General features: G+C 67.5%; 9 protein-coding genes. 3 read left to right on the top strand and 6 right to left on the bottom strand.

Annotation, left to right across the window (positions count from 1 at the left end):
• Nucleotides 1-99: 99 nt before the first annotated feature.
• The 3 genes from AC3EC3_RS13350 (at nucleotide 100) to AC3EC3_RS13340 (ending at nucleotide 4002) form a co-directional block, all read left to right on the top strand.
• Nucleotides 100-1689 (top strand): ABC transporter ATP-binding protein/permease, encoded by a 1590-nt coding sequence (locus tag AC3EC3_RS13350; RefSeq protein ID WP_488490105.1) that lies wholly within the window; start codon nucleotides 100-102, stop codon nucleotides 1687-1689.
• Complete coding sequence (locus AC3EC3_RS13345; RefSeq protein WP_488490104.1) at nucleotides 1686-3311, top strand: amino acid ABC transporter ATP-binding/permease protein; 1626 nt, start codon at nucleotides 1686-1688, stop codon at nucleotides 3309-3311. The genes AC3EC3_RS13350 and AC3EC3_RS13345 overlap by 4 nt, the downstream gene beginning before the upstream one ends.
• 61 nt (nucleotides 3312-3372) lie before the next feature.
• The gene (locus AC3EC3_RS13340) at nucleotides 3373-4002 is read left to right on the top strand and encodes a trimeric intracellular cation channel family protein (protein ID WP_488490103.1); all 630 of its coding nucleotides are present in this window, start codon (nucleotides 3373-3375) and stop codon (nucleotides 4000-4002) included.
• On the opposite strand, the gene AC3EC3_RS13335 is transcribed toward AC3EC3_RS13340, so the two are convergent.
• From AC3EC3_RS13335 to AC3EC3_RS13310, 6 genes are read right to left on the bottom strand one after another with little or no spacing between them, the layout of a single operon-like run.
• Entirely contained in the window at nucleotides 4003-5034 is a 1032-nt protein-coding gene (locus AC3EC3_RS13335; protein WP_488490102.1) for a family 8 glycosyl hydrolase, read from the bottom strand.
• A gap of 1 nt (nucleotide 5035) precedes the next feature.
• Nucleotides 5036-5500 (bottom strand): cellulose biosynthesis protein BcsD, encoded by a 465-nt coding sequence (gene bcsD / locus AC3EC3_RS13330; RefSeq protein WP_488490101.1) that lies wholly within the window; start codon nucleotides 5498-5500, stop codon nucleotides 5036-5038.
• Nucleotides 5497-9117 carry a cellulose biosynthesis protein BcsC gene (locus AC3EC3_RS13325; RefSeq protein ID WP_488490100.1) on the bottom strand — a complete coding sequence of 1207 codons (3621 nt, stop codon included), beginning with the start codon at nucleotides 9115-9117 and terminating at the stop codon, nucleotides 5497-5499. Before AC3EC3_RS13325 ends, bcsD begins: the two co-directional genes overlap by 4 nt.
• Nucleotides 9117-13601 (bottom strand): UDP-forming cellulose synthase catalytic subunit, encoded by a 4485-nt coding sequence (gene bcsA / locus AC3EC3_RS13320; protein WP_488490099.1) that lies wholly within the window; start codon nucleotides 13599-13601, stop codon nucleotides 9117-9119. The genes AC3EC3_RS13325 and bcsA overlap by 1 nt, the downstream gene beginning before the upstream one ends.
• Nucleotides 13598-14392, bottom strand: coding sequence for a cellulose synthase operon protein YhjQ/BcsQ (locus AC3EC3_RS13315; RefSeq protein WP_488490098.1), 795 nt, complete (start codon nucleotides 14390-14392; stop codon nucleotides 13598-13600). Before AC3EC3_RS13315 ends, bcsA begins: the two co-directional genes overlap by 4 nt.
• Nucleotides 14392-14748, bottom strand: coding sequence for a hypothetical protein (locus AC3EC3_RS13310; protein ID WP_488490097.1), 357 nt, complete (start codon nucleotides 14746-14748; stop codon nucleotides 14392-14394). The genes AC3EC3_RS13315 and AC3EC3_RS13310 overlap by 1 nt, the downstream gene beginning before the upstream one ends.
• Between the last annotated feature and the right edge of the window lie 137 nt (nucleotides 14749-14885).

Below are 14885 nucleotides of genomic sequence, written 5' to 3'. Positions count from 1 at the left end.
CGCGCCCTCAAAGGTTGCGCCGGCAAGGTTGAAAACGTAAGGGTCGCGCCGAGTCCCGGCCCTTGCGGCTGGCCATATACTCCTGCTCGGCATCGCGATTTGACACGCATCAAATACCTGGGCTGCTGGCTGCTGGATCTTGCCGGCGCTGCGCTTTTCTCGTTCGGCATCGCCCTTGCCGTCGCCACGTTCGCCCGCCACGCACTGGCCCACACGCCTTTCGCACCCGCGCGGGCTGACGCTTTCGAGCTGCTCGGCCCGGCAGCGATGATCGTGGGCGGCGCGCTGCTGCGCGCACTCGGCACCTATGCGGTGGACCGGGTGGCGGTGATCGACGCGCAGGCCGCAGCAGGCACCTTGCGCGCCTCGCTCTGGCCGCGCCTGCTGGGCGGCCTTCTCCCCGCCCCGCTCGCCAGCGGCACCAGTGCCACGCTCGCCATCGACCATGTCGGCGCGATCGAGAACCGCGACCTGCGTTTCCAGCCGGTGCGCATGGCCGCCGGGATCGGCCCGCTGGTGGTGGCGCTGCTGATTGCGCCTGCCAGCTGGGTCGCCAGCGCGATCATGCTGGCAACGCTGGTGTTCTTCGTGGTCGGCATGATCCTGGCGGGCACCGCCGCGCGCCGCGCCTCGGACCGCCAGCTGGCCGCGCTCGCGGCGCTGTCGGGCCTGTTCGTCGACCGGGTGACGCACCTGCCGCTGATCCGCCACTTCGGCGCCGAACAGCGGCTTTCCAAGCAGGTCCGGCAGGCGACCAGCGAAGTCGCCGCGCGCACCGTCACCGTCCTGCGCGCCGCCTTCCTGTCGAGCGCGGTGCTGGAGTTCTTCTCCGCGCTCGCGATCGCGCTCGTCGCGGTCTACTGCGGGTTCTCGCTGCTCGGCCTGCTGCCCTTCCCGGCGCCCGAGCACCTGACGCTGGAGCGCGCGTTCTTCGTACTGGCGATGGCGCCTGAATTCTACCTGCCGATGCGCCGCCTTGCCGCCGCCTATCACGAAAAGCAGCTGGGCGAGGCCGCCGAGGCCGCGCTCGAACCGTGGGAGGAAACGCCCGAACCGCCGGTGCAGATGCCGCAGGCGACCTTCACCGGCCTCGTCGCCGACGGCCTGCACCTCGATCTTCCCGGCACCGCGATCGGCCCGCTGAGCTTCACGATGGCGCCCCACGATTTCGGCGCGCTGACCGGACCGACCGGCAGCGGCAAGACCTCGACCCTCGCCGCCATCGCCGGACAGATCGCGCTGGCGCAGGGCACGGTCACGGACGCGCAGGGCCAGCCGCTTGCCCCCGGCCTGATCGCCTGGGCCGCGCAGCGCCCGCTGCTGCTGACCGGCAGCCTGCGCCGCAATCTCGCCCTTGCAGCGCCGGACGCTGACGAGGCAACGATCCTCGCCACGGCGCAACGCGTCGGCCTCGGCCCGCTGCTGGACGCGCGCGGCGGGCTGGACCTCCACCTCGATCACGCCGGATCGGGCCTGTCGGGCGGAGAGCGTCGCCGCATCGGCCTGGCCCGCGCGATCCTCTCCGGCCGCCCGCTGATGCTCTGCGACGAGCCCACCGCCGATCTCGACGCCGACAGCGCCGCCACAGTCACCGCGCTGCTCGTCGAACTGGCACAGGAGCGCTGCCTGCTGGTCGCCACCCACGATGCCGCGCTGGTCGCTGCCGCCGACCGGGAGATTGCGCTGTGAAGGCCAACAACGGGAGCACAGGTATCCTCGACATTGCCGGACTGGGCCGCAGGCGCCTGCTCTGGGCGAGCCTGTGCGCGGTCGCTGCCGCCATCGCCGCCATCGGCCTGCTGGGCGTCTCGGGCTGGTTCCTGACCGGCGCGGCCATCGCAGGGGCAGGCGGCTTCGCCACCGCCAGCGCCTTCAACTACCTGATCCCCAGCGCGCTGATCCGCCTGATGGCGATCGTGCGCACGCTGGCGCGCTATGGCGAGCGGATCGTCGGCCACAAGGTCGCGCTGGAAGGCATGGCAGAGTTTCGCGGCGGGCTGTTCGACAGGCTCTCCGCGCAGGACAGCCGCCGCGCGCCGGACACCTCGCCCGGCGAAGCGGCAGGCCGCCTGATCGACGATGTGCAGGCGTTGGAGGATCTGGTGATCCGCCAGCCCGCCAGGCATGCCGCCATCGCCTCGGCGCTGGTCAGCGTGCTTCTGGTCGCGTTCTGCGGCGCTCTGCCCGTACTCTGGCTGGTCGCCGTGATGGCCGCTCTCCCGGTGATTTTCACCCGCGTTTCCAAGCGCCTGACCACCGTACCGGCACACGATCTGGCAGAGGCGCTGGGAGACCTTCGCAGCGGCTGGATCGAACTGGCCGCCGCCCGCGCCGAGATCGCGGCCTATGGTCTGGCCCCGCAGGCCGAGGCCGAACTCGCCCCGCTGATCACGCGCCTGAACGCGGCCCGCGCCCGGCTGGTCCGCGCCGAAGCGCTGCAAGGCGCGCTGCTCTCGATCTACGGCGCGCTCGCCGTGGCAGGCGTGCTGCTGCTCGCCCCCTCGGGCCACGCCCATGCGCCGATGGTGGCGCTGGCGATGCTGGCGACCGCCTCCGCCATCGAGGCGATGGGCGGCTTTTCGCGCAGCCTGCTGCGCCGCGCCTCGCTGAACGCCGGGATCGAGCGGCTGAGCATCCTGCATGCGCTGGAGGGCACGCCCGAGCCGACACCCGCACCGGCCACCCCCGCCGCGATCACGCTGGGCACGCGCACTTTCGCGCCCGGCAGCCGCATAGCGCTGACCGGCGCCTCGGGATCGGGCAAGACCCGCGTGCTCGATGCTTTCGCAGGGGTTCATCCGGCACACGTCGCACTGGCGCTGGACGGCATGGCGCTGGATCGGCACGCCGCCGATGCCTTGCGCGCGCAGTTCGCGCTCTCGCCGCAGGACGCCGCAATGCTGGTCGGCACGATTGCCGACAACCTGCGGATCGGCCGCCCCGGCCTGACCGACGCGCAGATGTGGCAGGCGCTGGACGTCGCGCAGCTTCGCCAGCGGGTGGAGCGCATGCCCGCCGGGCTCGACACCCTGCTCGGCGAAAGCGGCGGCACCCTGTCTGGCGGCGAGCGCAAGCGCCTGTCGCTCGCCCGCGCGCTGCTGGCGGGCCGCGCGTGGCTGCTGCTCGACGAGCCCACCGAAGGGCTGGACACCGCGACGGAAAGCGCGCTGGTGACGGCACTGGAGGCCTGGCTCGATGCCACCGGCACCGGCCTGCTGCTGGTCTCGCACCGCCCGGCGCCACTGGCGCTGTGCGGCGAGAGCATTGCCATCGAGAGCCTGTCTGCGGATTGCCGCCCCCCGGATGATTGACCGGCCCCCGGATTTCGCCGCATAGGTTCGACAAGGCGCGGCAGGTCAGGGGATTAGCGCGATGCACGAACATCTCACGCTGACGACGCTGCAACCGATCCTGCGCTGGCTGGACATTGCCGGGCTTTCGGTCTTCGCCGTCTCGGGCGCGATCCGGGCGGCGCGGCAGCGGCTGGACCTGATCGCCGCCGCCTTCTTCGCCATCGTCACCGCGACCGGCGGCGGCACCATGCGCGACCTGCTGATCGGCGCCCCGGTGTTCTGGATGCGCGCGCCCGCACCGCTGGCGATCTGCCTTGGCGTTGCTGTCGTCGTCTGGCTGGTGCCGCCGCGTTTCTGGCCCGAACGCGCGCTGGACTGGTTCGATGCGGCAGGACTTTCGGCTTACGCCGTGTTCGGCGCGGGCAAGGCGATGAACTACGGCATCCCGCCGCTGCCCGCCGCCGTGATGGGCGTCGTCACCGCCTGCATGGGCGGCGTGATCCGCGACGTGGTGGCAGGTGCGCCCTCGATCCTGCTGCGCAACGAACTGTATATCACCGCCGCCGTGCTGGCCGCCGGAACCTACGTCGGGCTAACGGGGCTTGGCCTGTCGAACACCGCCGCCTCGCTCACCGCGACGGCAGCAGGCTTCCTGCTGCGCGGCGGGGCGATCCGCTGTGGATTCGCCCTGCCGCGTCATCGGGGGTAATCAGGGCCGCGCCTGCGCCAGCATCTGGAGCGAGGCCGCGAAATAGTCGTTCGAGAGTTGCGAAGGGGCCACCGTATTCAGCAGGCGCGAGACGATCGCCGCGCCGCCTTCGGACACCGCATAGTTCGCCTCCTCGCCCGTCATCACGTCCACCCACGCCGGGATCGGGCGCCCTTGCGCCAGACAGCCGCGCCAGTAGGCGGCGATATTGTCGGTGAGGCCCGTGCGGCCCGCCATCGTCGCATAGAGCGGCACGCGGATCGCATCGAAGCCGAAGCGCGGCGGCTTGTCGGGCGCCGGAGCGACCTGATCGCGGCCGCTGACGAGAATCCAGTCGCTCGGCAACCCATGCGCGCCGAAGCGCGAGAGCCGCAGCAATGCATCGGCATCGTTGATGATCCCGCGCCACGCCGCCTCGCCATCCAGTTTCGCGAAGGCTTCCATCGCGCTCCAGATGAAGTAGCTGGGATTGATGGTGATGCCGTTCATCTCGACGAAACCGGCGATACCGGGGACAAGGATTTCGCGGCCATAGCGCGTCGCCACGCACTTGGCGCGAATATCGGCGCGCACGGCGGCCGAGCGAAGGCGCCACGCCGAATTGCCCCAGCGCGCCGCCGCGATGGAAAGCGCCCAGGCAATCAGCACGTCGCCGTCGGTGGCGTTGTTGGGATCGCTGACCGGGTTCGCCAGCTTGGGATCGTAGCGCCAGGAATAGAGCGCCATGTCCTTGCGCAGCAGCGTGCGGTCCGCCCAGTCCGCCATTTTGGCGAACGAGGCACGGTCTCCCGCCAGCGCGGCGAGCACCATCCCGTAGCCCTGACCTTCGCTATGGCTGATCCCGCCGTTGCCATTGTCGACGATGCGACCTTCGGGCGCGAGAAAGCGCTGGCGATAGAGCGGCCACCAGTTGCCTGCGAGCGAGCCGGTGAACGGGCGCCCCTCGGCATGGCTCTGGGTGCCGGTGTTGCAGGCGGCGGTCATCGCCAGCAGCATGCCGATCGAGAACGTGCGACGATTGAGGTTCATCATGTCAGCGGCCGTGTCGCAATTCGAGGGTAGAGGCGGTCCAGTGGCTTTCGGTCTTCAGCACCGGGCCGGAACCCAGCATCCGGAACCACGCATCGTACGCGCCTTCCAGCACCGCGCCGAGCGCAATGCGCCAGTTGGGATCGTCTTCGGGATCATCGGCGACCAGCGGCGCATCGCGATGGCGCACGATGATCGCCTCGCGTCCGACCGCAAAGTCGGCCTCGCCCCAGCCCAGCCGCTGCCACAGCGCATTGACCCGCACGCTGAGCCCTGAAACATCGTTGACGCCATCGAGATGTTCCATGCCCGCCAGCCGCTTGCCCACGCTGCGGAAAAAACCACGGGCCTGTGCTTCGGGAACCGCGTTGAACGCCTCGTTCACCGTGGCGAGGGCAAAGGCGGCAAATCCCGCCATGCTGTCGCTGTCCGGGTCGTCGGGGGGGCTGGGAAAGGCGCTCACCTTCATTTGCTCGAACTCCCGAAGCTCTGGCGAACGCCCAGCATGCTGCGGAATTCGTCATAGCTGCCGAAGGTGTTGTAGCTCGCCTCGCCGCCGATGCGGGTGTTCGGGCTGACGCGGTAATAAATCGAACCCGCCGCCGACAGCGCGAAGCCGGTGCTAGACAGGCTGTCGTAGTCGGCACGAACGTCGTTATCCTGCGCCTTCAATGCCTCAAGCGCGGCCTGCGCGGTGACATCGGTGGGGTACAACGCGCTCTCGTCCTGGCTGTAGCTCTGGAAGCCGGGCGTCAGCGAGGCGGACACGTCGAACTTGTCGTTGTTGTACTTGTAGTTGATCGGGAAGCCGACCGAGATGAAGCGCTGCGGGCTGAAATAGCCACCATTGCCGAACGTGAAGTAGTTCTGGCTCTTGTCGTAGGACTGATAATTGACGTTCAGACCCACCGTCAGCGACGAATGGGAATCGCGATAGGCGCGCACGTAGCCACCTACATTACCCTCATAGCCGCTGTTGTTGGGCGTGTTGTCGCCGCGGAAGCTGTAATAGCGGCCCTGCACGTAGACGCCGGTGCCTTCGTGATCGTACGAAAAGCCCGCGCCGCCCGCCGTGCGCATCACCTGGCCCCAGCGCTCCCCCGTCACCGGATCGAGCGTGCCGGCGTAGGAAACAATCGAGTCCGTCACCGGCTGGCGCTCGACCATGGCGCTCAGGCGCACGTCCTGACTGACCTTGGGGTTCGCCTCGGCATGGAAGGTGAGCTTGGTCTGTCCCATGCCGATCGGCGTGGTGCCGATCTCCGCCTTGGCCGCATCGCTTTCATAGCCCGCCGCGAAGGCGACGCCCGAATCGTTCTGCGTCTGCGCGTTGGTGAGCGCTGAAGGCTCCGCCGCAACGATGCCTTCCGCTTCGGCGGTTGCGTTGTAACCAAAGCGTGCCAGCGCCGATCCGGTCGGGCGCCCGGCGTCGATCACCGTGGCATCCGCCCGAACATAAGCCCGGCCTTTCAGCACGCCGGTTGAAAGCTTGGCCGAGCCCTTGATTGCCGAGAGCTTGCTGAGGCCCGTCTCGCCCGCGCGCTGGCGGAAATCGGTGGTGACTTCGGCCTGCGGGGCATTGTCGCTGGAAAGCTGGGCGATCTGCGACTGGATCTGCGCCATCACCGGATCGGCGGAATAGCCCGCGCCGACTGGCGCGGTCTGGGCAGCGTCGGTGAAGGCTGCAGTTCCCTGCATGGCATTGCCCTGCATGGGAGAAGCCTGCATGCCGCCGCCAAAGCTCTGTGGCGCCTGCGTCGGATAGGACGGCGCACCGAAAGCGCCGGAAGACGCTGCCGAGGCGGCGGGCACCTGGCTGCCACCGCCAAAGCCGCCACCGAAGTTGCCTCCGGCATTGCCCCCCATATTGGCGTTGTAGGCGACCGGCGCGGCATAGCCCGTCGCGCCGCTCTGGCCGTAGCTTCCTTGGCCATAGCTTCCCTGGGCATAACCGCCCTGAACCGGCGCATAGCCGCCGTTCGACGGCACCCGCGCACCGTTGCCCAGCGCGAAAGGATTGACCGGTGCGGGCGCCATGGCGACCTGCTGCGATGCGAACGGATTGCCCGCATTGCCCTGCATCGTCGCGAAGGGGTTGTTGCCGGAAAGACCGCCGAGCCCGGCGCTGCGGGCGTAAAGCTCGCGCGCTTCCTTCAGCATATGCACCGCCGACCCCTGATTGCCGCGCGCCTGCTCCACGCGGGCCAGCGTCAGGTAGACCTGATAGTCCTGCGCGAAACCGCGCAGCACCTGATCCTCGGCCTGCTGCGAAAGCTGCTTGTCGCCAGCCGCCTGCGCTGTTTCGGCAAGGCCCAGCAGCGCATCGCGGTCGCCCGGCTTCTTCTGGAGATAGAGCTGCCAGGTCTGCGCCGCACGGCCGGGCATATTGCCGCCCTGATAGAGCCGCGCGAGCCCGGCAAGGATTTCCACGTTATCCGGCGCGGCGTTCCACGCCGACTGGAGCGTGTCGAAGGCTTGCGCATACTGGCCCGAAAGACGCTCGCGATCGGCCTGTCCGATCATCAGCTGCGCATTCATGCGGGCATAGGCCTTCTGGCCATCGGGCGAGGTGCCCACCATCTGGCTTGCGCGCTGAAGCGCCTGCTGCGCCAGATCATCGCGCCCTGCGCGCGTAAACACGCCGATCAGGCCTTCGTAATCGCCGACCTCGGTGATGTTGCCCGCCATCGTCGACTGCGCCAGTTGCAGCGCGTCCTGCGTATCGCCAAGGTCGATCAGCGCGGTGGCGACGGCGGCCTTCTTGCCCGCCGGAAGGTTCGGGATCGAGCCGATCTGCTGGAGCGCGGCGATACCTTGCGCCTTCTGCCCGCTCTTGGCCATGTACTGCGCGCGCACGATCGCCGCATCGGTCTTCACGCCGAGCGAGAACGCCCGCATCTGCGGGGTACGCTGTGCTTCGGGAATGCGATCGACCAGCTGATCGGCAGCAGTCACCCGACCCAGTTCGTTGTCGATCAGCGCGGCGGCATAAAGCGAATCCGCACGCCCCGTACTCTCCAGCGAACGCAGCAACGATTCCGCTTCGGGCACGCGCCCGCGCGAAATCATGTAACGCGCGAATTCGTAGCGGATCCACGGATCGTTGGGATCGGCGACGAGCCCGGTCTGGAACTCGCGCTGCGCGGTCATGTCATCGCCATTGGCAGCGGCAGCCAGCGCGCGACTGCGGATGGCGCGCAGTTGCAGGCGGTTCTCGTCCTGCGCTCCGCCCTTGTCTCCGTTGGCGGCCTGCGCATAGAGGTCCGCCGCGTCGGCATGGCGGCCTTGCGCGTCATAGATATCGGCCAGCAGCTCGACAGCGGGCGCGGGATCGGGATAGCCCGAACGCACCAGCGCCTCTGTCTCGGCCTGCGCATCGGAGAGCCGCCCCTGCTTCTGCAACGAGCGCGCATCGTCGAGCCCGGCAAAGAAGCGCGCCGAGGCCAGCCCCTGCGACCACTGCGCCGCCTTGCCGTAGCGCGAGGCCTGCTCGAGCAGGTCCGCCGCTTCGGCAAAACGGCTCTGGCGCAGACGCACGAGACCAAGGCCACCCAGCGCATCGCCATCGTGTGCGTTCACATCGAGCGCGCGCTGGAACTGCGCCCCCGCCTTCGCCAGATCGTTGTCGTCCAGCGCATCGAAGCCCGCCACGCGCGCCGTGCCCGCCCGGTTGGCGGCAGTAACCGGAGCAGGCGCGGCCGGTGCTGGTCGTGCCGGGGCGGGGGCCTGTCGGGGCGCAGGCATCGGCGCGCTTTCCCGCACAGCAGCAGGACGGGAGGCAGGCTGGGCTCTGGGTGCCGGCTGCGGCTTGGGGGCAGGGGCGGGCTTGGGGGCAGGGGCGTTCGTCGCTCCCTTCACCGCCGGATCGTTCGGCGCCAATGCACGGGCGCGACGCAGCGCCTGCTGCGCCAGATCCTCACGTCCCTTGGAACGCCAGTACTGCACCTGCTTGAGCAGCGCCGCCACCGCCGGATCGGCGGCAAGGGCCGGTGCCGTCGGCACCACCGAACAGGCTGCCCCCGCCAGCAGCAGCGTCAACCCAAGGCGGGCGCGGCGACGGTTACGGGGCGCAGGGCAGTCGTTCATCAATGGCCGTCCTTGTTGACACCGTCCTTGTTGGCGAGACGGCGCTCCGCCTGTCGGCGGAAGTAGAAATACGCAGGTCCAGCCAGTACGACAGCCAATAGCAATGTGGCCAGCCCCATCAGCAGCGGACGGCCCGAAAACCAGTAGGCAATCTTCATCCACGCGGGCAGCGAACCCACCCAATAGGTGTTGCCGAGTAGGAAGCTGGTCATCCCGTCGCCGTCCGTCACCGAAAGATCCCCCTGGATGGTGGCATTGATCTTGGTGTCGGCCATGCCCGAAACGATGCCGGGCAGAGCCGCGCGGTCATCGGCCAGCACGGCGACCACTGTATGCTTGGATGCAAACGGCGAACGGAAGCTGACGATCCCGGCAAAGCCGCGTGCGTTGTAGACCACCGGTGCCGCATCGTCCGGATCATCGGTGTCGGTGCCGCCGAACAGCGCCGTAACGTTCTGCAGCGCGGTACGCTCCGCCACCCGCAGGCGGCCATTTTCGAAGTGGACAGGGGCGCCTGCGAACAGCGCATCGTCCCCGGCGAGGGAAGACGGCCCGATCACCAGCACATCCTGATCGCGCAACTGATCGGCATCCGCAGACGAGGCCACGGTAACGGCCGTCGCCGGTGCCCCCGTTGAATCGCCGAAGCGGCCCATCAGCATCAGGAACGCCTCGACCGTTGCAGGCTGCGGATCCGGCGCCATGATAACGGTAGTGCCGGCAAGGTCGGGATTGACCGTGAAGGGGAAGCCCGCGCCTGCGAAGGTCGCCAGATCGGGCATCCGCAGCGCGTGATAGGCATGCGTCAGGTCGATCGTGCTGTTGGGATCGATCGCCACGCGCACATTGTCGGGCAGCGTGCCAGTGCACTTCTTCTTGTCGGCGAGGACCAGGTTGTAGTCCATCGCCAGCTGGTTCTGGCCGAACAGGTTGTAGCGCGGCAGCGTGACGGTAGCGCTAGAATCCGCCGTGCTCACGCCGCCCCAGCCGAACAGGCGCTGCCACAGGCCACCGCCCAGCGGCAGGCTGCGCAGGTACTGCCCGTTGATCGAGACATCGAGACGCGAGGCGCGCTTGTCGAGCCAGTCAGCCACCGGATAGCGATAGCCCAGGCTGAGGCTGCCACCCTGGCGCGGCCAGAAGAACAGATCGGGCGCGACGCGGAACGCGGCAGTCAACGGTCCGGGCGGAATACCCATCCCCTGCAACGCGTAGTCGGGCATGATATCGCCCAGCTTCACGGCCTTTTCGGTGCTGATCCAGCGCGGCGCACTGTAAGGCGCCCAGGTGGGAATGCGCACGCCGTCGAAAGTCATGCGCGCGCCGCCGAACACACCGCGACCCAGCGAAACGGCCGCAGCGGCAAGCCGCAGATCGCCGTCATTCCCGCCAGTGAGTACCAGCAGCGTCCCGTCGGGATCGATCGGGTTGGCAACCACGGCTGCCGACGGCCCGCCCGAGGTGTCGACATTGAGGCCGGGGATGGACTGCCCGGTCTTCAGGAAGACGATGGCATTGCCACGCGGCAGCGAACCGTAGACCGGCTTGAAATCATAACCGCGATAGCTGGCGAGCGCACCCAGCCACGACGCGACGCTGGCAGCCGCTTCCAGCTCGCCCTTGTGCGGCTGTCCCGCAAAGACGAACGGCATGTTCAGCGGCAGGTTCTGGCCCTTGTCGAAGAACGGCAGCGGCAGACGCGAAAGATCGCGGCTGAAGCCGAGCGGTGCGTAGCTGACATCCAGATAGCTGCCGGTATTCGAGATGTTGGCCCACAACGAGGAATGGAACGGATCCTCGCAATCGCGGGTATAATGGCCGATCAGGCGCAGGTTCAGCCGGTTGTCGCCAGGCAGGAACAACGCCGGGTTGACCGGGATGGTCAGCGACTGGCCACCCGACATCGCACGGGTCAGCGGGATCGTCTGCACGACCTCGCCGTTCACCAGCACCACGATCTGGCTCAGCCCTTCGAGCAGCGCCGGCGACCAGGCCATGCGCAGCGTCATGGTGGCGGATGTAACCACGCGGTCCTGGCGCATGCCGAACGGGATGCCGATCTCGCCGTGAGTGCCCTGCAACCGGATCGGCTGGCTGACACGCAGATCCTTGAGCGTCAGACGCTCGCGCACGGTGCTGGCCTGCGAGGGCGCTGCGGCGGCGTCTTCGGCGGGTGCTGCCGGATCGGCAGCCGCAACTTGTGCCGCGCGCGGGGCGGGGGCGGCGAAAGCAGGGATCGCCCCCGAGGCGAGCAAGGCCGCCGTCAATGCAGCTGCACCGATCAGCGCGGCCGCCTTGGCCAGCGAGCGGCGGTCGGCGGTATGCTTGGCAGCCGCTTCCTTCTCCGCCTTGACGCGGGCCATCGCCTCGCCCTCGATCTCGCGGATACGGCGGCGCTCGGCGCGGTTGAGGCCGATCAGACGGCGGATCGTCACCATATCGACGCGGATGATGTCAGCCAGCGAGCGCAGACCGCTGACCGGCCTGGGCTTGCCGGTCGGCTCCCATGCATCGGCACGGCCCATCACCGCCCGAACGAGATGGCGTGCGGCCAGCGTATCGAGTTCAAGGAAGCGCACGAAGGCATTGCCGTTGGCAACGCGCACCGTTTCCACCGGAATCGAGAGCACTTCATCGCCCATCGCCATGGTAATGTGTCGCAGGGTACGGTCCTTGGTCGGCAGTTCTGCGGGCAACTGGATACCCGCGCCGCCCATCGAGATGTCGATGGTGCGCGCAGGCACGGTGTGGCCGCTTTCGAGATAGGCGGTAACGGGCAGCTGCACCGGCACGCGGATGTCCTGGCGGGCCTGGCGCGTCTCTCGGGCGACCGAGACGGCGGCAAGCAGGATCGCAAGGCTGAAGCTGGCCCAGGCGACGTTCAGCACCAGCGAGTCGGTCTGGATGTTGAACATGTAAGGGAAGAACACGCGCTTCACGATACCCATCGTGATGCCGGCGACGATCACGCCGATACAGATCAGGTGCGGGCGCACGATGCCCCAGTCGAAAAAGGTCCGGTCGAGCAACTGCCCCTTGTCGGTCACGTTGAACTTGCCTTTGCGGGGCTGGAACCAGGTAGCGACGGTGGGCTTCACGAGGTGGAAGGCCAGGATCGTCTCGTAGACCTCGCCCCAGAACGGACGGCGCTCTCCGCCCTGCGTGCGCTCGTTGGCGACCGACGAGCAGAACAGATGCGGCGCGGCATAAGAGAAGATCAGCCCCGCCGAAGCCTGGATGATGTTCTGCCCGAAGATCAGATACGCCAGCGGGCTGGTCAGGAAGACCAGACGCGGCAGCGGATACTGGAAGTGCAGCATCGCGTTCAGGTAGCAGAGGCGCTGCTGGATCGTGAGGCCCCGGCCCAGCAGCGGATTGTCGATGCGCAGGATCTGCGTCATGCCGCGCGCCCAGCGGATGCGCTGGCCGACATGCAGGACCAGACGCTCGGTCGCGAGGCCTGCCGAAAGACGCGCCGAGATATAGGCGGTGTTCCAGCCGGTGCGCTGCAGCTTGAGCGCGGTATGCGCGTCCTCGGTCACGGTCTCGCCCGCGAAACCGTTGGTCTCCATCAGCGCCTCGCGGCGGATGATCGCGCAGGAGCCGCAGAAGAAGGTGGCGTTCCACAGGTCGTTGCCGCCCTGCACCGCGCCATAGAACAGATCGCCCTCGCCCGGCATATCGCCCATCGTCGAGGCGAGGTTGCGCTGGACGGGATCGGGCGAATACATGTGGTGCGGCGTCTGCAGCAGCGCGAGACGCGGGTCGCGCTGGAACCAGCCGACGGTCAGCTGCAGGAAGGCGCGGGTCGGCACGTGATCGCAGTCGAAGATGGCGATCAGTTCGCCATCGGTCTTCTTCATCGCCGCATTGAGGTTGCCGGCCTTGGCGTGCAGGTTATTGTCACGCGTGATGTAACCGCAGCCCGCTTCCTTGGCGAAAGCACGGAAATCCGGGCGCTTGCCGTCGTCGAGAATGAACACCCGCACACGGTCCGCCGGATAATCGACGTCCATCGCCGCAAAGACCGTGTTCCGCACGATCTCGAGGCTTTCGTTGTAGGTTGGAATGTAAATATCGACCGTGGGCCACACGTCCGAGGGCCCGATCGGTTCCACGACAGGCCGGTTGAGCGGCCAGCTGGTCTGGATAAAACCCAGGATCAGGATGATCCAGGCATAGGCCTCGGCGATGTAGAGGCACGAACCGAACAGGAATTCGGGCAGGGTCGAGAACGACAGCGTCTCGGTCGTGCGCCAGAACATGTAGCGCGTCGAGACGATGACCGCGAGAATGCCAAGGGCAAGCGAGCCCTTCTGGCCTTTCCAGCGCTTGAGCACCAGACAGCCGGCGATGGTGACGCCTGCAAACACCCACTGTGCCTTGTTGTCCAGCGGCACGCCAATGACGAGCGCAGCCATAAGCACAATCGGCACCACCGCCACAAGGCGCATGATACCGGGAGAGAGCAGGCGATCCTTCATGCGACGCGGCTCTGCTTAGCAGGCTGACGCACGTCCGCCGCGCCTTGTCTCGTATCGACCGCAGACGTGTCGACGGCGGAAGTATCGAACGCCACGCCCTCTGCTTCGAGACGCACGCCGACCGCCTGGGCGATCTGCACAAGGTCCGTCAACGCTGCGCTGGTGGGCGCATAACGGTCCAGCGGCTGGAGCATGGCGCCCGCCTCGGGAACCGCTTCGTCCAGACGTACACGGCCCAGCAGGCGCGATCCGGCAAGTTCGCGCAGGAACGCGGCCGAATGGCGCGACAGGCGCCGGGTTTCGTCAAGCCGGTTGAGCACGAGCATGCTCTGCGCGCCCCACACGCCATCCTCGCCATCGATCAGGCGCGGGATCATCGAGAGACATTCCGGTGCGGCGGTCAGCGTGCACAGGTGCAGTTGCGCGATCTCCAGCAGCGAGCGCGCGAAGCCGAGCTGACCCGAGGGCGCATCGACGATCATCACCCGCTCGTTACCCGCTTCCAGAAAGCCCAGATCGCCGATCATCGCCGCGAAATCGGGCTCGTGTTCGGCGCGGGTCATCTTGCGCAGATCGATGCCGTTGACCACCACCGCCTGGTCGGCGGGCGCCAGCAGCGAGGGCAAGCGCGTGGTCGGCGGCAGCGCGAAGTGCAGCGGCAGCGGATCGAAGGTTGCGGTGGTCAGCACAGTGACTTCCGCTCCCTGCGCGACGAGACCCTGGGCGAGGTGTGCGGCAACGAAAGTGGTGCCGGTGCCGCCCTTGGGCGAATGACAGACGATAAGGGCCATTATCCGGCTCCGTGCAGAGTGGGACGGGAGACACCGTTCAGCGCGGACCTGTCCCTGAAAAGGTTCGCGGATGCGATGACATCGCCGCTCTGCACGGGCAGTGCGGCGTATTGCGCGAAGAGCGCATGGATCGGAGCGCCATGCTGCGATGCGTTGGCAGCTTCCGTTGCTTGCGTCGACAATGCCTCGGCCACATCGTGGGCGGGTTCCTCGGCAAGCTGCGCCATCGCCGGATCGCCGAGCACCTGCTCGAACAGCGGCCACAGCTCCAGCTCGCTGAAGCGATCGGTAAATGCCTGATAGGCAAAGTCGGTCTTGCCCATTCTGGCCAGCAGTTTCTTGGCATCGACGCGCACGGCAGTTTCTCCGTATTTCTACGAAATATCTCGCAGATAATGGTTAACGAGAAGTTCCCCCGGAACTTTCTTCCCGCCGTGTACTATCGATACGAATTTCCTAGAATACGTAGGTAGATCCAGTTTTGCTGCATTGC

This window comes from Novosphingobium sp. BAM6 (assembly GCF_057784955.1).
This window is presented reverse-complemented; position numbering and strand designations above follow the sequence as displayed.

Excerpts from the sequence above, each read along its gene's own strand:
- AC3EC3_RS13340 (WP_488490103.1), top strand. The coding sequence starts at position 3,373 with ATGCACGAACATCTCACGCTGACGACGCTGCAACCGATCCTGCGCTGG.
- AC3EC3_RS13335 (WP_488490102.1), bottom strand. The coding sequence starts at position 5,034 with ATGATGAACCTCAATCGTCGCACGTTCTCGATCGGCATGCTGCTGGCG.
- bcsD (WP_488490101.1), bottom strand. The coding sequence starts at position 5,500 with ATGAAGGTGAGCGCCTTTCCCAGCCCCCCCGACGACCCGGACAGCGAC.
- AC3EC3_RS13325 (WP_488490100.1), bottom strand. The coding sequence starts at position 9,117 with ATGAACGACTGCCCTGCGCCCCGTAACCGTCGCCGCGCCCGCCTTGGG.
- bcsA (WP_488490099.1), bottom strand. The coding sequence starts at position 13,601 with ATGAAGGATCGCCTGCTCTCTCCCGGTATCATGCGCCTTGTGGCGGTG.
- AC3EC3_RS13315 (WP_488490098.1), bottom strand. The coding sequence starts at position 14,392 with ATGGCCCTTATCGTCTGTCATTCGCCCAAGGGCGGCACCGGCACCACT.